The organism is Lacticaseibacillus pantheris DSM 15945 = JCM 12539 = NBRC 106106 (genome assembly GCF_001311175.1).
Lineage (GTDB): Bacteria > Bacillota > Bacilli > Lactobacillales > Lactobacillaceae > Lacticaseibacillus > Lacticaseibacillus pantheris.
Genome location: NZ_BBAI01000007.1, coordinates 1 through 20,116, shown reverse-complemented (window position 1 = coordinate 20,116; position 20,116 = coordinate 1). Strand labels below are relative to the sequence as shown.

The 20,116-nt window shown below is 56.9% G+C and carries 15 protein-coding genes and 1 tRNA gene; 14 read left to right on the top strand and 2 right to left on the bottom strand.

The window, feature by feature from the left end:
• Positions 1–121 precede the first annotated feature (121 nt).
• From JCM12539_RS03910 to JCM12539_RS03840, 14 genes are all read left to right on the top strand, one after another.
• Positions 122–994, top strand: coding sequence for a mucin-binding protein (locus JCM12539_RS03910; RefSeq protein WP_054649412.1), 873 nt, complete (start codon positions 122–124; stop codon positions 992–994).
• 39 nt (positions 995–1,033) lie between these two features.
• Complete coding sequence (locus JCM12539_RS03905; RefSeq protein WP_054649410.1) at positions 1,034–1,873, top strand: mucin-binding protein; 840 nt, start codon at positions 1,034–1,036, stop codon at positions 1,871–1,873.
• Complete coding sequence (locus tag JCM12539_RS03900) at positions 1,855–2,532, top strand: mucin-binding protein (RefSeq protein ID WP_162204018.1); 678 nt, start codon at positions 1,855–1,857, stop codon at positions 2,530–2,532. Before JCM12539_RS03905 ends, JCM12539_RS03900 begins: the two co-directional genes overlap by 19 nt.
• Positions 2,481–5,480: a beta strand repeat-containing protein gene (locus JCM12539_RS03895; RefSeq protein ID WP_156302051.1), complete on the top strand. Its 3,000-nt coding sequence runs from the start codon at positions 2,481–2,483 to the stop codon at positions 5,478–5,480. Before JCM12539_RS03900 ends, JCM12539_RS03895 begins: the two co-directional genes overlap by 52 nt.
• Positions 5,481–5,769: 289 nt before the next feature.
• Positions 5,770–6,459 carry an EAL domain-containing protein gene (locus JCM12539_RS03890; RefSeq protein ID WP_054649404.1) on the top strand — a complete coding sequence of 230 codons (690 nt, stop codon included), beginning with the start codon at positions 5,770–5,772 and terminating at the stop codon, positions 6,457–6,459.
• Between the two features lie 279 nt (positions 6,460–6,738).
• Positions 6,739–8,373 (top strand): peptide ABC transporter substrate-binding protein, encoded by a 1,635-nt coding sequence (locus JCM12539_RS03885; protein ID WP_054649402.1) that lies wholly within the window; start codon positions 6,739–6,741, stop codon positions 8,371–8,373.
• A 213-nt stretch (positions 8,374–8,586) separates the two neighbouring features.
• Complete coding sequence (locus JCM12539_RS14545; RefSeq protein ID WP_054649400.1) at positions 8,587–9,081, top strand: ABC transporter substrate-binding protein; 495 nt, start codon at positions 8,587–8,589, stop codon at positions 9,079–9,081.
• On the top strand, positions 9,072–10,226 hold the full coding sequence (locus tag JCM12539_RS03875) for a peptide ABC transporter substrate-binding protein (RefSeq protein WP_263849740.1): 1,155 nt from the start codon (positions 9,072–9,074) through the stop codon (positions 10,224–10,226). Before JCM12539_RS14545 ends, JCM12539_RS03875 begins: the two co-directional genes overlap by 10 nt.
• Positions 10,227–10,471: 245 nt before the next feature.
• Positions 10,472–12,109, top strand: a complete 1,638-nt coding sequence (locus tag JCM12539_RS03870) for a peptide ABC transporter substrate-binding protein (RefSeq protein ID WP_054649396.1) — start codon at positions 10,472–10,474, stop codon at positions 12,107–12,109.
• 851 nt (positions 12,110–12,960) lie between these two features.
• A complete protein-coding gene (locus JCM12539_RS03860) occupies positions 12,961–13,614 on the top strand; it encodes an HD domain-containing protein (RefSeq protein WP_082405333.1) in 654 nt (217 codons plus the stop codon).
• 76 nt (positions 13,615–13,690) lie between these two features.
• Positions 13,691–14,563, top strand: coding sequence for a helix-turn-helix domain-containing protein (locus tag JCM12539_RS03855; RefSeq protein ID WP_054649392.1), 873 nt, complete (start codon positions 13,691–13,693; stop codon positions 14,561–14,563).
• A complete protein-coding gene (locus tag JCM12539_RS03850; protein ID WP_054649390.1) occupies positions 14,550–15,422 on the top strand; it encodes a transcriptional regulator in 873 nt (290 codons plus the stop codon). The genes JCM12539_RS03855 and JCM12539_RS03850 overlap by 14 nt, the downstream gene beginning before the upstream one ends.
• Positions 15,423–15,504: 82 nt before the next feature.
• Positions 15,505–15,577: transfer RNA gene (locus JCM12539_RS03845), tRNA-Thr, on the top strand.
• 435 nt (positions 15,578–16,012) lie between these two features.
• Positions 16,013–16,264, top strand: coding sequence for a type II toxin-antitoxin system RelB/DinJ family antitoxin (locus tag JCM12539_RS03840; protein ID WP_162204014.1), 252 nt, complete (start codon positions 16,013–16,015; stop codon positions 16,262–16,264).
• A gap of 586 nt (positions 16,265–16,850) precedes the next feature.
• Here JCM12539_RS03840 and JCM12539_RS03835 read toward each other — a convergent pair.
• On the bottom strand, positions 16,851–17,507 hold the full coding sequence (locus tag JCM12539_RS03835) for a CPBP family intramembrane glutamic endopeptidase (RefSeq protein ID WP_054649386.1): 657 nt from the start codon (positions 17,505–17,507) through the stop codon (positions 16,851–16,853).
• Positions 17,508–17,522: 15 nt separating this feature from the next.
• A complete protein-coding gene (gene helD, locus JCM12539_RS03830) occupies positions 17,523–19,850 on the bottom strand; it encodes an RNA polymerase recycling motor HelD (RefSeq protein ID WP_054649384.1) in 2,328 nt (775 codons plus the stop codon).
• Positions 19,851–20,116 lie beyond the last annotated feature (266 nt).

The window sequence follows — 20,116 nt, the reverse complement described above, 5'->3', positions numbered from 1 at the left end:
CGGGCGTAACGGACGAACCCGGTACGTACAAAGTCCAGGCACCAACGCACTTCGTCTTGGCTGACGGACAAGCGCTGAGGTCGACTACACCTTTGCGACTGACGACAACGATGACGTGACCGTGCACCTGACGCACGCCGTTGTGCACACGACCACAACCACTACGCGGACGATTAACTACGTGGTGACGGGCCATGCTGACAAAAATCCTGCTACCGTTACGCAAACTTTGACTTGGAACGTGGCAACGGACGAAGTGACCGGCACCGCCGTTGCGACACCGCAGGGCGGATACGCCGCGGTGACCTCGCCAACGGTGCACGGTTACACCGCTAACGGCAACGTGACTGCATATAACGTGGCGGCTACGACGGACACGCCGGTAAATGCGCATAATGTCACCGTGACCTACACGGCTAACCCCGCAACTTTGACGGTTCATTATGTTGACGACGTCACCGGCGAACAGGTGACGAGCACGACGTTGGTGGGTGTCACCGACGAGTCAGGTACGTACAACGTCCAGACACCAGCGCACTACGTTTTGGCGGATGGCCAAGTTGCTGAAGTGGATTACACCTTTGGTACTACTGATGCTGACGACGTGACGGTGCACCTAACGCACGCCATCGCACACACGACCGCAACCACTACGCGGACGATTAACTATGTGGTTGATGGTAATGCCAGCAAGAATCCAGCCAGTGTCACTCAGACGCTGACTTGGAACGTGGCGACAGACGAAGTGACCGGTGCAGTCGCGGCGACGCCACAAGGCGAATACGCCGCGGTGATCTCGCCAACGGTCAACGGCTACACGGCTGACGGCAATGTGGATGCGGCCATAGTGACGGCTACCAATGCGATGCCGGTAAACGCGGCGGACGTGACCGTGACCTACACGGCTAACCCCGCTGGTTTGACGGTTCACTATGTTGACGACGTCACCGGCGAACAGGTCACGAGCGCCACACTGACCGGTGTGACGGACTAGTCTGGCACGTACAGCGTCCAGACGCCAACGCACTACGTTTTGGCGGAAGGTCAAGCCAGTGAGTTCGATTACACCTTTGCGACCAATGACAACGATAACGTGACGGTGCACTTGACGCACGCCATCGCGCACACGACCGCAACCACTACGCGAACGATTAACTATGCCTTTGCCGACGGGGATGCGACTAAAGCGCCAACTGCTGCGATCCAGACAATCACCTGGAACGTGGTCACGGACGAAGTCACCGGCGCCAGCTACGCCACCCCAACGGGCGAGTATGCGCAGGTTGACTCACCCGTAGTTACTGGGTACACGGCCGACCGCAACGTCAATGCCGAGGCCCTCGCCCCGACGACGACCGCGCGTCTAGCGAACACCAGCAAAACCGTCACTTACCACGCGAATGCGGCTAATCTGACCGTAACCTACGTGGACGACGTGACCGGTCAAACGGTCACCACGCACACCCTCACGGGGACAACGGACGCCACGGGTACCTACACGGTGGCAGCGCCGGCACATTACGTGCTTGCTGATGGTCAAAGTCGCGGTATCAACTACACCTTTGCGGCCGATAACAGCGACGCCGTAACGGTGCACCTGACCCATGCGGTCGAGCACAGTACGGCGACGACCACGCGCACGATTAACTTTGTCGTCGATGATGGCGATACTACGAAGGCACCACGGCCGGTTGTGCAGACCGTGACGTGGAACGTTGCGACTGACGCCGTTACCGGCGCGAGCGTGGCAACTGCCACCGGGACGTACGCGGGTGTGGATGCACCAACCGTTGCCGGATATACGGCTGACGGTAACGTCGCGGCCCAAACTTTGGGCGCGTGGACACCGCCGACTTGGCTGACAGCCAGGTGACGGTGCACTACACGGCCAACGACGCTGAGCTAACGGTCACGTACGTGGACGATGTCACTGGCGACACGGTCACGACGGCCAAGCTCACGGGCAAGACTGACGGTATGGGCACGTACGCGGTGACGACTCCTGCACATTACGCGCTCGCTGACGGCCAAAGTGGCAGCGTCAATTACACCTTTGCGGCCGATGACAGCGATAACGTGACGGTCCACCTGACCCATGCGGTTGGGCACAGTACCGCCACGACCACGCGGACGGTGAACTACGTGGTGACGGGCAAAGCCGAACTGAACCCGCAGAGCGTCACCCAATCGCTGACCTGGAACGTTGCCACCGATGAAGTGACGGGTACCATTACGGCGACTCCACAGGGCGAATACGCTGGGGTAACTTCCCCAACCGTCAACGGCTATACCGCTGATGGCGACGTATCCGCGGTACGGGCGACCGCCACCACGGGGATGCCGGGTGATGCGGCCGATGTGACCGTGACCTACGCGGCTAACCCCGCCACTTTGACGGTCCGATACGTTGATGACGTCACCGGCGAGCAGGTGACGAGCGCTACGCTGACGGGCGTGACGGACGGTACGGTACGTACAACGTGCAGGCACCGACGCACTACAGCCTGGCTGATGGACAGTCCGCTCAGGTGAGTTACACCTTTGCGGCTAACGCTACCGACGACATGACGGTGCACCTGACGCACGCGGTTAACCACACCACGGCGACAACGACGCGGACGGTGAACTACGTGGTTGATGGTGGCGACGTGACAAAGGCTCCGGCCAGCGTTGTACAGACTGTCACCTGGAACGTGGCCACTGATGCGGTCACTGGTGCGAGTGTCGCCACGCCGACTAACGGCTACGCGGCGCTGACGTCACCAGCCGTCGCGGGCTACACGGCTAGCGGCGACGTGGCAGCGATGGCACTGGGTGCAGTCGAAGCTACGCAGCTGGCGGATAGCACTACCACCGTGCACTACACGGCCGACGCGGCCACTTTGACCGTGACCTACGTGGACGATGTGACGGGCAACACCGTCACGACCGCTGTACTGAAGGGTACGACGGACGGTACGGGCACGTACAACGTGACGGTGCCCGCGCGTTACGCGTTGGCTGATGGGCAAAGTAGCAGTGTTAACTACGCCTTTTCCGCCGACGACAGCGATAACGTGACGGTCCACCTGACCCATGCGGTTGGGCACAGTACCGCCACGACCACGCGGACGATTAACTACGTGGTGAGCGGCGACACGGCGAAGGCCCCGGCTAGCGTTGTGCAGACCGTCACTTGGAACGTGACCACCGATGCGGTGACTGGCGCTAGTTACGCCACCGCGCAGGAAGCGTACGGTGCGGTTAGCGCGCCAGCGGTTGCTGGTTATACGGCTGACCATGGCACTGACGCCCAGGTTATGGGTCCGGTGGCCGTCGAGGCTTTGGCGGACACTACCACAACCGTGACGTACACGCCGAACGACGCGGACATCACGGTGACGTACGTGGACGACACGGATGGTACGACGGTTGAGTCCCAGACGCTCATTAGGCAGGTTGATGGCACGGGCACCTACACGGTGACGGTGCCAGACGGCTACCAGTTAGCGGACGGGCAAAGTCGCAGCATCAACTATGTCTTTGCAACAGATGCGAGCGATAACATGACCGTACACTTGGCCCACCACGTTACGGCGGGCACGGCCACGACGACGCGGACCATTAACTACGTGGTCGATGGTGGCGGCACCACGGGGCCAACTAGCGTGATCCAGACCGTGGTGTTCGCCACGAGTACGGACGACGTGACTGGCTTGACGACGGCGACGGCAGCGGGCAATTACGCGGCGGTGGCAACACCGACCGTGGCTGGCTACACCGCTGATACGGCACGGGTTACGGCAGCAACTCCGCAATATGCGGATGGCGATGCCGTGGTGACGGTGCACTATGCGGCCAACGCGGAACAACTGACGGTGCGTTACGTTGATGACGTGACGGGCACGACGTTAAGCACCGACACCATTACCGGTACGATGAACCAGAGCGGCGTGTACACCGTCACCGTTCCGGACAACTACGCGCTGGCGGACGGACAAAGCCGTGCGGTCAACTACCGCCTGACGGATGATGATAGTGACGACGTGACGGTCCACCTGACGCACGCCATGCAGTACGGTGACGCCACGACGACGCGGACTATTAATTACGTCACGGCTGATGGCAAAGCTGGTGTGGCACCGGCCAGCGTGACGCAAGTTGCGCACTGGCGGGTGGTCACCGACCTGGCGACTGGCGGCAGTATCGCCACGGCCACGGACGGTTACGCCGCGGTGGCCTCACCAACTTTGGCGGGTTACACGACCAGCGGCAACGTTGCAGCTGTAGAACTGGGCGCAACCAACACCGCGGCTTTGCAGGACACCAGCGTGACGGTTACGTACACGGCGGTGGCCCAACCGGATAATGGTGGCGTAACAACGCCTCCGGCCACGACGCCAGATAACGGTGGCACAACAACGCCGCCGGCCACGACACCAGATAACGGTGGCACACCAACGGCACCAGTTACAGCGCCGGTAACCACGCCGAGTGGCACCACGACAACTACCGCGACGGTACCGGTCGTACCAAACGTTGTGGCAACACCAACGACGCCGGCAGTAACACCGACAACAACGACGCCAGTTGCACCGGCTGTACAAGCTGGTAGCAGCACACCGGCCACACCGCTTGTAGCCACGAACACCGCGACGCCGATTAGTGCGGCTGGGGTCACGCCAGACGTAGCCTCCATGGCCGCCAACATTGAGCGTGAGGCTGCGGCTACGTCGGTGGCCTCGACGGCTGATGCAGCAGAACGTGACGTTACGGCCAATGTGGGCGCGGATATCACCGATGCCCTCAACGCGAACAGCACGGATGCCGTGGCCCAGCGGGCGGTAACGCCGGCCGGTGTGACCGCGACGATCCTCAACGTGGGTGAGCAGTCGCAAAACCGGATCCCTGGTGGTAGTAGCGAGTCTACCTACACCTACTTTGCCCAAAAGATTGCCGACGCCCAGACGCAGGAAGCGGTTCAGTACGAACTGTTGCTTCGGCAGTGGGACAGCGGGGTTAACAACTGGGTATTACCATCCAGCTTTGGGATTACTGTAGGGATGCAGACAACGTTGATGCAGCAGGCACTCCGGAGTTTGGATTCGGGCAACATCAGTATCAACCTCACGACCAGTCAGTTTACCGACGACACCGTGGTGCAGCGTCTGAGCAGCTTTGCGCGGAACCAGCAGGGTCAGGGTACACTGACGATTGAGCTGGCCGAGCTGCCGTCAGCCGCGCAACTAGCGAGCGTCATGCCGACCTATCATGATGGTGGGGTCAAAGTTGTACTGGGTGACGCGCAGGACGCTGATAGTAGCGATGCCGCACGTGTGGCTAGTCAACTGGACGGCTTCAAGTTTGCGCTCCAGAAGCTGCGTGCGCGCGGTGAGGACCAGCAGTGGGTCAGCGCCGCACACCAGTGCAGGCGCTCGCACGTGACACCGGCGGGACGTTTACGCTGGAAGGCGTGGAGTCCGACGGTGACTTGCAGGTAGCCCGGCAAATGGGAATTACTAACGTGCAGGGCTTCCTGTTTGGCAAGCCGGCGCAACCAACTCAGATTGATTTTGAGTAGTTGATACGGAAATTAGGTTAAATCGAGCGGGCGCGCTATCCGTATGGGTGGCGCGCCTTTGCTTGCATAACACGACGATATTGAATTATTTATCGTGCGACATGCACATCTATTCGTCAAATTGCAGTAAAATGATGTGTAATTAGTACTATAGATTCAGCGCTACTGGGGAGTGGGGGCGTCAGTATTAATATCAGGGGGAATAGTCTTTGAATACGTACACTTATTTTGCCCAGGCCATCGTGAACGTCGCGACTCGCAAAGTGGAAAAGTATGAGCTGCTGTTGCGTGCTTGGTCGCCTCAGACGCATGAGTGGTACCTACCGAACTCATTCGACATTTCGGTGGGGATGCAGACCCGGATGCTCAAAGAAGCGTTGAAGGATCTGGAGGTTAAGCGCGTGGGCATTAACCTCACGCCGGAACAGTTTGCGAGCCGGGGCGTGGTGCAACGGTTGGCGCGCTTTGTGGCGCAGACGCCCGAGCTCATTGAGCTGACCGTGGAACTAACGACGGCCCCGACGCTGACGGAGCTGTCGGCCATGGCGCCAGAGTACCACCAGCACGGTATTTTGATTGCGTTAGATGACGTCGGCTCCGACATTGACGATCTGGACTTGGCGGCCCAACTGGCCCCTAACGTGGATATCTTCAAGTTTGCGTTGCAAAACCTCCGTGAACAGGGGCACACCGACGATTTACTGGGGCAGATGCGTCCATGGGCCGAACTGGCGGCGCAGCATGACGTCCAGTTTACGGTTGAGGGTGTGGAAACCTATACGGACCTGCAGCTGGCACGGCAGGCGGGGGCGACGCGGGCGCAAGGTTCTTCTTCAACCACCCGATCGCACCGCGGGAACAAAAGCAGCGCGCATTTGCACAACAAATTAGCAATTTGAACGACTTAATATAAAATGCAGACAAAACTAATATCTAGCGGCTTCGGGGGCAACCCCGAGGCCGCTTTTATTAAAGCTCAGGGTGCGGTTGCCCGGCGTGTGGCGGGCTTTGCCGGCTACTTCGTGCAACGGTGCGCGCACGGAAACGCTACCAAACCATTCCTGTTTTACTCATGTATTTCTATGGTTAACGATATATAAATGTGGCAAAAACTAGTGTTAAGTGAGAATTCGGTGTACAATAGGTTCATCTTGAAGCATAGTAGGGGGAAAACAACTATGAAAAAGAAGTCAGTGATGCTGGGAGCGATGCTGACCACGATGGTTGCCTTGTTGGCAGCCTGTGGTTCAAGCTCAAGTTCTTCTAGCAAGAAGTCATCCGTTACATACATGCAGGGTGACGTGCTGCAAACTATGGACCCAGCAATGGCAACTGATGTCATTTCTGGTCAGTCCATGACCGACGTGTACTCCGGTCTGTTCCGCTGGAACAAGACCAAGCTGGAACCAGATATGGCGGCCAAGATGCCAACCGTATCCAAGGACCAGAAGACCTACACCTTCACTTTGCGTAAGGACGCTAAGTGGAGCGATGGCAAGCAGGTGACTGCACAGGACTTCGAGTACGCGTGGAAGCGCGCCATCGATCCAAAGCAGAAGTCTGAATATGCCTACATCTTCTCTGGCATTAAGAATGCCGACGATATCATCAACGGCAAGAAGGATCCTTCGACTCTGGGTATCAAGGCCCTGAGCAAGACCAAGTTGGAAGTTCAACTCGACAAGGTTATGCCTTACTTCGAAAAGATGATTACGTTGCAGACCTTTGACCCGGTTGAAGAATCCCAGGTTAAGAAGGAAGGCTCCAAGTTCGGTACCAACGCCAACACTTTGACGTTTAACGGACCTTACAAGCTGGGCAAGTGGACTGGTTCCGAAAATACTTGGACCGAGACCAAGAACAGCAAGTACTGGAACGCCAAGAAGGTTTCCATCAAGAAGGTTAAGTACCAGGTGATCAAGGAAAACAACACCGCGTACAACCTGTACACTTCCGGCAAGGCTGATGACGTTACCGTTACTGGTGACACTGCAGCCCAGGCTAAGAACGACAAGGGTTACAAGGTTGTTAAGCAGAACGCCACTTACTACCTGGTACCAAACATGAAGAAGGTTCCAGCCTTCAAGAACCAGAAGATTCGTCAGGCTATCTCCATGTCCATCAACCGTGCCGAATTCATCAAGAAGGTTCTGGGTAATGGTTCCGTTCCATCCAAGACCGTTGTGCCAGAAGACATGATGATCAACGACAGCGGCAAGGACTTTGCTACCGACGCATCTAAGGGTGTGACGAACAGTGACTACAGCTTGAGCAAGGCTAAGACGTTGTTCAAGGAAGGTATGAAGGAAGCCGGTCTGTCCGACCTGACCTTCACCCTGCTGAGTGACGACACGGATACTGCTAAGTCCACGCTGGACTACCTGCAGTCCGCTGTTGGTAAGCTGTCTCAGGATGGCGCTAAGTTGACCGTTAAGACGAAGTCCGTACCGTTCAAGACCCGTCTGTCCCTGTCAACTGCTGGTGACTTCGACATGGCCATTGAAGCATGGTCTGCTGACTTCCCAGACGCTATCAGCTTCTTGGACATGTTCACTACTGGTAACTCCTACAACTACGGTGGTTGGACTAACAAGCAGTACGACGACCTCGTATCTGCATCTAAGGATACTGACGCTACGAACACCACGAAGCGTTGGAACGACCTGGTTAAGGCCGACCAGATTCTGGCTAAGGACTCCGGTGTCATTCCTCTGTACCAGCTGGGTGCCGCACACCTGCGCAACACTAAGTTGTCTGGTGTCACGACCAGCCCTAACGGTATGATCAACTGGGTTAAGGCTTCCGTTAAGTAAAGCTAATACCTAGACTTAAAGCGTGACCTCCGGGTTGCGCTTTTTGTGTCCCTGGGGTGAGTGCGTGGGCGCGGGCTGCACCCACTGTTGGATGAGTAGGTGCACAAAATTTGTCCACGAATCGTGAACATGATGGTGGTGTTTGTCTGTGAAACACTGTATAATTGATTAGCGTGTGGTTAAAGCAACGTAATTATCGGGAGGATTTTGGGGATGAAGAAGCGGTCCGTATTGGCGGGTTTGTGGCTCGTGTTATTAGCGGTAGTGTTGGTGGCCTGTGGTGGCCAACAACGCCGTCAGCGTACCACCGTCAACGCAATGCAGACTAGTAACCTACAATCCATGGATCCCGCCCGGGCTAGTGACCTGGTGAGTGCGCAAACCATGATGGACGTATACTCCGGCCTGTATCGCTACAGCAATAAGCAGCTACAGCCGGATATGGCGGCGCGGATGGCAACCATCTCGTCCGACCAGAAGACTTATACCTTCCACCTCCGCAAGGATGCGCGGTGGTCGGACGGCAACCGGGTGACCGCCCAGGACTTTGTCTATGCGTGGCGCCGCGCCGTTACCCCGGCCACGAAGTCACCCTACGCGTACGCGTTTGACGATATCGTCACGCCCAGGAGGTTAGTTCGGGCAAAGTCGCGCCGCAGCAGTTGGGCGTCACGGCCGTTAACCGGATCACTTTGCGTGTGCAGTTGACGAAGGCCGTACCGTACTTTGAGAGCATGTTGACCATGGCGGTTTTCGATCCCGTTGAACGGAGCCAGGTCGCTAAGTTTGGCGACCAGTTTGGGGCCAATACGGGCACGCTCACCTTTAACGGCCCGTACCGTTTGACTAAGTGGGCGGGTAAGGGCGAGACTCGCTGGGTGGAGACCAAGAACCCCACCTACTGGAATGCGAAGACTGTCCGCATCAAACGGTTAACCTACAGCGTGGTGAAGTCGAGTCAGCGTGCACTCAAGTTGTTTAAGCGGGGCGACCTGGATGATGTGACCGTGAGTGGCGCGGCGGCTAAGACCGCGCGCAAGCTCAAGGGGTACCATACCGCCAAGCAAAATATTAGCTACTACATGGAGTTGAACCAGTCCCGCGTGCCGGCTTTGCAAAACCAGTCGGTCAGACGTGCAATTTCGATGGCGGTTAACCGCCAAGCCTTAGTCACGCGCGTGCTGGGTAATGGCTCGCAGCCTTTGTCCACCATCGTGCCGGCCGGAATGTTTTATAACGAGCACAGCGGCAACGACTTTGCGACCGCCGCGGCGGACGGTGTGGCCCAGTACAGTCAGTACGACCTACAGAAGGCCCGTCAGTTATTCAAGGCGGGGATGGCTGCGGCCGGGCAGACTAACTTAACTTTAACCGTCATGGGCGACAATACTGACAGCGCCCGCGCTACTTTGGCATACTTGCAGCGGGCATTGACCGCTCTGAGTCAGGACGGCGCTACCGTGACCGTCAAGGTTGACCCACTCAGTCTAGATGACCGCTTGGACCGGTTACGCGCGGGTGACTTCGACGTGGCCGTGTCGGCGTGGTCGGCTGACTACCCGGATCCGGTAACGTTCCTGAGCCTGTTTACTACTGGTAACAGCAATAACTACGCCGGGTGGAGCAACGCGGAGTATGACAGCCTCGTGAACGCTGCACAGACCACGGACGCGGGCAACGTCACGCGACGGTGGCGGGACCTCGTGGCAGCCGACCAGCTCCTTACGCGGGAGATGGCCACGGTGCCTTTGTACCAGGTCGGACAGGCGCGGGTGAAGCAGACTAGCCTCAAAGCCGTTTACAATAATCCCAACGGTTTGGTTAACTGGGCGACGGCTTACTACCAAAAATAATGTAATGAGAGTGGCTACCACCATTCCTGCGGGAAAGTGGTAGCCATTTTTGGCGCCAATAATGAGAGCTGCCCGCGCCTAATTGCCATGTCCGTGGTGAACAAAATCGCTAAATGAGTGCAAAATTTGAACTTTTATACTAGAATGTGACTAAAATGTGTAGACATGAAGAGAAAATGAGCGTATTATCATTTACATAAACGCACAGATGTAATCACTGTACATACATTAGGGGGCAATTATTCATGAAAAAGAAGCCACTTTTGCTTGGCTCCATGTTAACCACCATGGTGGTATTGTTGGCCGCTTGTGGGAGCAGCAGTTCTAGTTCCAGCAAGTCACAGTCAATGACCCGCATGGTGAAGGACGTTATCCAGACCATGGATCCAGCACAGGCTACCGACGTTATTTCTGGGCAGACTTTGCAGGACACCACGGCCGGCTTGCTCCGGTTCAAGGGTAAGAACTTGGAACCCGACTTGGCCAGCAAGAAGCCAACGGTCTCCAAGGACCAGAAGACCTACACCTTCACTATCCGTAAGGGCGCTAAGTGGTCTGACGGTAAGGAAATCACCGCACAGGACTTTGTTTATTCCTGGGAACGTGCGGCTGACCCAAAGACGAAGTCGGAATATTCCTACATCTTCTCTGGTATTAAGAATGCAGATGACATCATCGCCGGCAAGAAAGACCCATCAACCATGGGTGTTAAGGCCGAAGGTAAGTACAAGCTGGTCGTAACTTTGGACCGCGTTATGCCTTACTTCCAGAAGATGATCACGCTGCAAACCTTCAACCCGGTTGAAAAGTCCGTCGTGAAGAAGTACGGCAGCAAGTTCGGTACTGCATCCAAATACATCACCGCTTCCGGTCCATACAAGCTGACTAACTGGAATGGTTCCAACAACACTTGGACTGAAGTTAAGAACAAGAGTTACTGGAACGCCAAGAACGTCAAGCTCGACAAGATTAAGACGACCGTGGTTAAGGATACTTCCACCGCCGTTAACCTGTTCCAGTCCAACAAGTTGGACGACGCCGTCATTTCTGGTGACACTGCCACCCAGATGAAGAACGACAAGTCCTACAAGACGATGGTTCAGGGACGGACGACGTACCTGGAAATGGAACAGAAGAAGGTTCCAGCATTTAAGAACCAGAAGATTCGTCAGGCTCTGTCCCTGTCAATCAACCGTACTCAGTTCATCAACAAGGTTCTGGGCGATGGTTCCCGTCCGGTTTACACGATCCTGCCATACAAGTCCATGTACAACTCTGACGGCACTGACATTGCGGCTGCCGCAACGAAGGGCGTTAAGCAGTACAACGATTACGACCTGTCCAAGGCTAAGCAGCTGTTCAAGGAAGGTATGAAGGAAGCCGGTTTGACTTCATTCAGCTTCACCATCACTTCTGATGACACCGACGCCGCCAAGTCCACGACTGAATACCTGCAGAACGCCTTTGAAAAGCTGAGCTCTAGCGACGCTAAGGTTACGGTTAAGACGAAGTCCGTTCCGTTCAAGACGCGGATTACGCTGTCCGAACAGCACAACTTCGACATGGTGGTTAGTGGCTGGCAGGGTGACTTCCCTGATGCCATCAGCTTCCTCGACCTGGAAACTACGGGTAACTCTTACAACTTCGGTCAGTGGAGCAACGCTGAATACGACAAGTACGTTCAGGCATCCAAGACGACCGACGCCACGAGCACTTCCAAACGTTGGGAAGACCTGGTTAAGGCTACGCAAATCCTGGCTAAGGACAATGGGGTTATCCCTCTGTACCAGACCGGTGAAGCGCACCTGACTAACACCAAGATCAGCAACTACGATTACGGTCCAAACAACATGATTGACATGGAATCCGTCACCAAGAAGTAACGGTTCCGCACACGCAGCGTCCACCTCGGTGGGCGCTGTTTTTTTTGGTGTTGGCAACGGGTGGCGGGGGTGATTGCTTCCGGTGCGCTGGTGATGGCTGGCTACGGGCGGGTTAACCCTGCGCTCCCGCGGGGGTACGGTGTGACTGCTGAAAGGGAGACGCTCCAGCCCGCGCAAACCCGCCGCGGTCTTCCGCCGCCACTCAAAGCCTACGGGCAAAACCGGCCCGCAGTCTCTGAGCTGGTCTCGCCGTACGTCAATAAGTGCCAGTAAGTGCTGACGCACCAACTGGCATTAATTTCCTACGGCGCTGCTGCGCATCCCCATACAGCAGCCACACCGTACCCCCGCTCCGCTCCGGGCTAACCCGCCCGTGGCCGACTACCATCAGCATACCTTCAGCAAGCAACGCAGCCGCCAGTGGCCACGCAACTGTAGAGATGTAATGCAACGTGTGTGCAAGAACCATCACGTGATTTGGACGTAGATTCGAGCAGTCGAGAGCAATCTATTGATGTTAGGTGTGTTTGCTGAAGGAAGACGGTTGCGGCCCGCACAAATTCGTCCATGACAGGCTACCTCTAACGTAATTTCAGCAAGTATCGTATTCGTATGCGGGCGAGCAACTGAAGGTGACGGTACTCCATTGGGCGTGATAGCTTTAAAGGACATGCGATTGGTTGACTAAAATAAGTTCTCACAGCTCCGGTCATGGGCACCACCCCCTCGGCCGGAACCACCACGCCACTACGGCGACAACACCTCACCAATTACCTGCAGTCTGGCGTATACTAAGCAGTAGAACAAATCGGAGAGGAAGTTTTTTTGAGATGGCTACACCAGAAATTAAGTTGCTGACCCCCGCAGAGCAGGAGCGCTTCGGCCGCCTGTACGCCTACACCGAGAGCGTGCTGGCCGCCGACCGCACCGGACATTCGCTGGACCACATTAACCGCGTACTCGCGAACGCCGTCCTGTTGCTGCACGACACTCCCGAGGCCGACGCATTGATTGTCGTTGCCGCAGCGACTTTGCATGACACCTACGACGATAAACTCGTGGAGTCCGTCCCCGCCGCCCGCCGCAAAACGGCCAGCATTTTGGCGGATACCGGATTTGACCAAAGCAGCGCCGACGCCATCCTCAGTATCATCGACCAAATGTCGTACCATTACAGCCTCGACCACGACGTTGCACTGGACCTGAACGGCCAATTGGTGCAGGATGCCGACCGGTTGGATGCCATCGGAGCTATCGGGATTGCCCGGACCTTCTACTACGGTGGCGCCCACGGGAGTCAGCTGTACGGCGGCGAGGTACGCAGTCAGCTCAGTGGTAGCGAGTACCGGCACACGAGCTCCGTTCTGAACCACTTTGATGAAAAACTCTTCAAATTGGTCGATCAACTGAACACCCCTGCAGCCCAGCGAATTGGCGCCCACCGGCAACAGGTCATGCACGACTTTGTGGATGAGTTCAAAGCCGAAGTGAATGGCGCAAAATAACAAAGCAATCTATTAAATATTGGTACCAATTCACCCTCCCAAGCGTTTACAATAATACTTAGGAGGGTGAACTATTATGGCAACGACTAACTTTGGTTATACCTACCGCGAGTTACGTCGAGCCAAGGGCTACAGTCTCAAGGCGGCGTCCGGTGCGGAAGTATCAGTACAGTTTTTATCCCAATTTGAACGGGGCGAATCCCAGATTAGTTTCGAGCGGCTGGATTCCCTGTTGCGCAACATTCACGTCAGTTTGAGTGAGTTCGTGGCGGCCGCCGGAAGCGACCACCTCAACTGGATGGATTGGTGGGCGTACCAGCTAACCGAAGCGTGGCGGTTGCGGCCAGCTGATATTGACGCGGCTGTGGCGATGGCCCCGCCGTCAGCGCAACCGGCCGTCATGGCTATTAACGGTATCGTGTTGCTCGACCAGGAGGACCAGCGGGGTGCTTTGACCGGAACGTCTTTGGCCGCCGTCACCGCGGTGCTCCGCCGTGCCGTACGCCCGGGGATGTTTAGCAATCTCGTGGCCTCGCTGGCCGCCTTTGCTTTGCCCCAGGACCTGCGCATCCAGACGGTGACGCGGTTGTTGGAGCAACCCTACGTGCGGTCGTACGCGCGGTACCTGCGGCCGTGCACGACGGCGTACGCGGTGGTGTGCCTGGCCGAGGCCGAGGTGGTGCTGGGGTCGGCGACGCTAGCGGGTGAGTGGCTGGCAAAGGTGGACCGGCAGCTACGGCCCGCAGATATGTATGAACGGTTGATGGTGCGCAAGGTGCAGGCCGGGGTGGCGTACGCACAGGGGGCGGTGCCGCAGGCCGAACGGATGCGCGACCAGGTGCTACGAGCGTGGCAAATACTGGATGACAAAGTGGAGTACCAACTATTTGCGGAGCACATAAGGGCGATGTTTGCAATGATTGGGGATGACAACCATGGTACAGCCTAGGTATGGCATCGCTTTTCGGGAGTTACGGATGGCGAACGCGGTGTCACAGCTCATGTTGGTGGACAACGACGCGGACCGTCAGGCACTGTCGCGCTTTGAGCGGGGTCGTCACGCAATTACCGTGGACCGGTTGAGCAACATGCTGGACCGGATTCCAGCGACCTATCAGGAGTATTTGCGTGTTATGGTGCCGGAGCCTAACGCCAGCTTCGAGGATTTCATGGGGCTTCGCGAGCGCATTTTGTACGGTACGGCTGGCCGGGTACGTTTGCGGATGTTGGCGGACCGGTACCGCGCCCGCTTTGATGAGACGCACGAGGAGTGGCTGGAGCACCGCGCGATTATTTTGGCGGCCTCTCCGTCGGCGCACAGGACCAGTGAGGAGGGCCAGCGGTTGCGGGGATTTCTGCGGGCGCATGGTGCGTGGAGCCATTATGAGTTTGCGTTGTTCACGTACGGGTTGACCACGGTACTGAATTTGGATGACGTAGAGCCGATGTGGTCGGGGCTGATTCAGCCGTTCGACGTCCAGACGCGGTTGGGTTACCAGAGTCAGCGGCGGCAGATTGGGGCGTTGTTGATGGTGGCGCAGTTATCGTTTGCGGACGGGCGGTTGCCGTTGATGAAGAAGGCGCTGGATGCTGTGCGTACAATACCGGCTTTGGCTGGTGGCCCGTACGAAGAGTTGCGGTTACAGGGATTAAGGGCGTTGTACATGATTCACAGTCCGGAGATGTCGACGGCGGCGGGACGGGAACGGCTGCGTGCGGTGATTGAGTTATGTGACTTTGTGCAGGCAAAGGCGGTGGCGAAGCGGCTACGGGTGGAGCTGGCAGCCAGTTTGGCGGAAGCTGAGTAGCTGATTAGTTGGTGAGACTACGGATTAGTTGAAGCTTCGGACCCGTTTCGGTATATTATTAAGGCGACCAGTTTGGTTTCACGCCGCCTTAGCTCATGAGGTAGAGCGCAGCCGTGGTAAGGCTGAGGTGATTGGTTCAAGTCCGATAGGTGGCAGAGCAGAGCGCAAAAAGGGGCGGTCAGCAACCGTAATCTAACGACAAATAACCCATGGGACCCGCACTTGGTCCCATGGGTTATTTGTTGTTAGATGGAGGTTGTTGCCCCTTTTTGCGCGTTTCGGCAGTGGACTTTACGTAGGAAGGGCCAATGGGTAGCGGAGGAGAACCAGAATAAACTGTAGTAGTGTTTTGCTGGGCGGCAGAGTACGAGCCCGCGATTGCCCCCATGGTTTGTTTGTCGGTAGATGTTGGTTGATGACAAAAATTTTTGCATTTTTGCAGACACTGTGCAGCCACTATCAACTATTGGCGGTACAAACATGTGCTAGGTATTGGCTGTTGCCTATACTTTTATACAATATCCACAAAATGAGGGGGTGATGCATTCTGTCAGAATCGAATAATGGTTCCAAAAAAAACTAGGGTGGTTGTGCAAGTTCGGACGGATCAAGAAACTGAACAATTGGCCAGGGATGCTTTCGAATCGATGGGTATGGATCTCAGTACGGGGATTAACATATTTTTGCATCAAGTAGTCAACGATGGGGGGATGCCCTTTACGCCGAGCGCCGCCAACACTTTGCCCGAGACGCTGGCGGATGCCCTAGTGGACGTAAAGGCTGGTAGGGTTGAACACTTTGCAAATTTCGCTGACTACCTGGGTGCTATGGATAAACTGTAAACTCGTGGACAATTTGAACCAAAAAAGCCCCACCAAAATTGATCGGTAGGGTCGACGGCCTCGCACGCATAAGGTGTGATGAACTATTTTTGTTAACAGATGAAAAGTTGACCGCTGCTGTGAGGCAAAGGTACGGCGTCCACGTTATTGTAGTGCGCGCAAAGAACGAAAAAAAAGATGACGCGTGAACAATCAAATTGAGAGATTTGGCGAAATTACTAAATAGAACCCGTCCAGTGAGGGCGGGTTCTAGTACGTGGGGGTTAGTACACGGGATACCCATCACACCTTATTTAGGGTAAGGATGGTGATGCCCATGCACAACCAAAAAAAATTAGAAAGGTAGCACAGCTGTGGCAGTATTGTTTGTCGCCGCTGCGATTATGGTGCGGGAAATTGCTCACGCGATATTAACACTATCGCGTGCCGCACTTAATCTGGCGCAAGCATTCGCAATTGTAAAAAAAAGCTAACCACCCGCACGGGTAATTAGCTTGGCCAACCGTACTAACTACGTACGCTGCGGTGTAGCAGCACCGCATACATATTATATCCCGTGCCGCATGACGGCGACAAGTCTACCCGTTCACCATAGTGCCCAGCAGTTGTTGAGCACATGTAGCACCGCCCCCACCCGCACATCATCGCTCCAGGCGTAAGCAAAGGCCATGCCGGCACCCAGGCCACAGTACGTCAGGAAGTTAATCGGATCGCCAGGGGAGTGCACTAACGCAAAGGCGATACTGCTGACAATCGCAGCGAACCAGCGGCTACTGCGAGTACGCCGCGCCGTGAACGCGTTCATGAGCATACCGCGAAAGATTAGCTCCTCGATAATGGGTGAGAACAGGCCCACCGACAGCGACATGCTCCACGGAATGCGGTTCAGGTAGCTGACCACGGCGGTCTGGTTGCTACTTTGTGGTGCAAGGTGGTGCGTCGCGGCCAGCCAGGCGGCCACCTGGACGATTACAATAATGGCCAGCCCCCCGAGCAGCGCTTGCCAGTTGCGCTTGCTCAGTAGTGGTTGCCGGTGGTCGGGCGGCGTCTGGGTTGCGGCGTAGCGGTGGTACATCCAGACGAGCACTGCAATGAAGATACCGTAACCCACAACGGTGATGGTGATGGTCACCGGCGTCTCGTGACGGCCTGACGGCAATACCAACATGTCCACCAGCTGGTACATAATGAACGCGAGCAGGAAGCCCAATACCCGTTGCGTGGTTGAAAAGTGTTTGCTCATGGACGATCCTTTCTGTTAAGGCTGAGGTTCGGCGTTGGCGGGTTCTTCGGCGGCGTGGTGTAGGTATTCGTCACCGGTGAGCCGCGTGTATAACGTTGCCGGTACGTCTTTGAGCAAAGGTGACGGGGCGTCGCGGGCCACTAGCACTAGCTCGTGCAGGGTGCGGGTGCACAGGGTGTACAGGATATCCCGGTCGCCCGGAGTGGTGTAGCTGGTCGCAGAAACGTCAAAACCGATGACGGCGTCAAACTCCAGGCCCTTGGCGAGGTACACCGGGAGGACGACGCAGCCGCGGCTGAGTTGGTGGTCGTCCTTGCTGAGCAGGGTGACGTCCACGTCGGTTTGGAGCCCCAGTGCGACTTTGCGTGCCGTCGCCGCATCCTTGGTCAGAATTGCGACGGTGGGGTGCCGCTGCAGCAGGTGGTTGACCAGCGTCGAAAGTACCGGCTGGTAGGTCCGCTGCGGCACCGTAATCAGCTGGGGCAGGACGCCCGTGCGACTGAACGCGGTGATGTCCTTGCCAGCCGGAATGAGGGCGTTCGCGAAGTCCGTGATGGGGCGCGTGGAGCGGTAGGATTTGTCGAGCGTGACGAGGCGGGGATGGAGATCCGCAAAGTCGCGCTGGAGGTCGGCCAGGTAATTTTGCCCGTCGGTGTAGTCGCCGGTGAACACGTCCTGGGCAACGTCACCCAGAAAGGTGAGCTGCGCGCGCGGAAAGGCGTGGTGCAGGTACTTCAGGGTGGCGATGCTGTAGTCCTGCATCTCGTCAACAAAGACGGACTGGATGGCGTGATTTTGGCCGCCACCAGTGAGAACGTCGCGAATCATCATCAGCGGAGCGGCGTCGTCCAGACGCAGGCGGTGCGACTCTAAGTCCAGACCGACGGCGTCACACATCGCCGACCAGGTGGCCGCGTCCACCACGGTCTGGGGGTACTGACGGAGGAAGTCGAGGTAGTTCAGGTAGGGGTCAAAGAAGTAGTCGTCGTAGAGCGCGGTGTAGACGGGCGCAAAGCGTTCGGCCACGACGGCCCGTGCGACCGCCCGCAACTCGTCGGCTCCATTTTCGAAGCGCTGGTTGCCGATATAGTGTTGTACCTGCTCCTCGTTGAGGCTGGCGAGAATGTCGTCCACCCAGTCCTGGTGCGTTTCCAGGCCAATGCGCGTGTTGAGACGCTTCATCAGGCGTTTACGGGTAGCCGCAAACTTATCGGCGAGGGTCATCTGTCGCGGGAGGCGGTCGTAAATTTTCTGGATGTTGGCGGCAGCAAAGAAGGTTTCGCCGTTGAGGTCGACGTCCACAAAGTGGGGTTCGGCATCATGCTTGGCGTAAACCCGGGCGGCGTCCATGAATGCCGCACTCTCTTTGACCCGCCGCATGGCTTTGGCGGCCTCGGGGAAGGACGATTCGTCGCGCTCAAAGCGGTCAAAGAGGGTTTCCACCTGCAGGCCGGTGAGCCGCCGGGCGAGAAATTCGACCAGGGTGGTCTGAATCATGTTCTTTTCGCCGAGGCTCGGCAGCACCTGTGAAATGTAGGTGGCGTAGAGTTTGTTGGGCGAGAACAGCACCATCTGGTTGGCGTCCAACGTGGACCGGCTGTGGTAGAGCTGGAAGGCAATCCGCTGCAGCACGGCGCTAGTTTTGCCGGACCCCGCGGCCCCCTGTACGAGCAGGAGGTCGGAACTGGTGTCACGGATGATGGTGTTCTGTTCCTGCTGAATGGTGGCGACGATGTTTTGCATGTACTCGGAACTGGCGTCGCCCAGCACTTCTTGGAGGATGGAGTCCCCGACGGTTTCGCTGGTGTCGAACATGTTGCGAATTTCGCAGTGCTCAATCTGAAATTGGCGTTTATTGTTCAAAGTCGCGTGGGCGGTGCCGACCGGCGTGTTGTAGTCGACGGGTCCGAGCGTCCCGTTGTAGTAGATGGAGGCCACGGGGGCGCGCCAATCGTACACCAGGAACTGGTTGTCGCTGTCCTGGAAGGTGCCGGTCCCGATGTACAGGGTATCGTCGGCGCCGTCCTCGGTGATGTCGATGCGGCCAAAGTAGGGTGAGTGGGCCAGGCGGGTGAGGCGGGCTTGTTCCTTTTGGAGAATTTGCTCGTTCTCGACGGCGCGGGCCACCAGTTGCTTTTGCTGCTGGACGGCGGCGTTGGTTTCCATCCGGTCGTCCACCTCGGTGATGTTGACCTTGGTGTTGTCGCCGTAGTTTTGTTCAACGTCGCGGGTTTCTGCGTGGGCCTGGTCAATTTGGTCGGCTACCACGCCGAGACGGTGGTGGAGCCGGTCAATTACGTGGTCGACGCGTCGCTGTTCGTCAGCGCGGGATGCGTTCTGCATATTGCTAGCCTCCTCTTGTACGTGCACTATGAAATGGATAGTACATTGTACTTCCCCCTGGCCGATTGTGCAAGCTTGGCGTTGGCATTGGCATTGGCGGTTGGCGGCAGCGTAGGCCGGCCCGGTGAGCTGCGGCTTACGTGGGGTACTCCATGGTAATCCACTGCTAGGGCGAAACCTCCAACTCACCAAGACCGGGTGAGTTTCCGGTGCGATTCTGAACCTGCCCGGAAAACCACCGGTCAGTTTCAGAAGTCGTCGCGCAG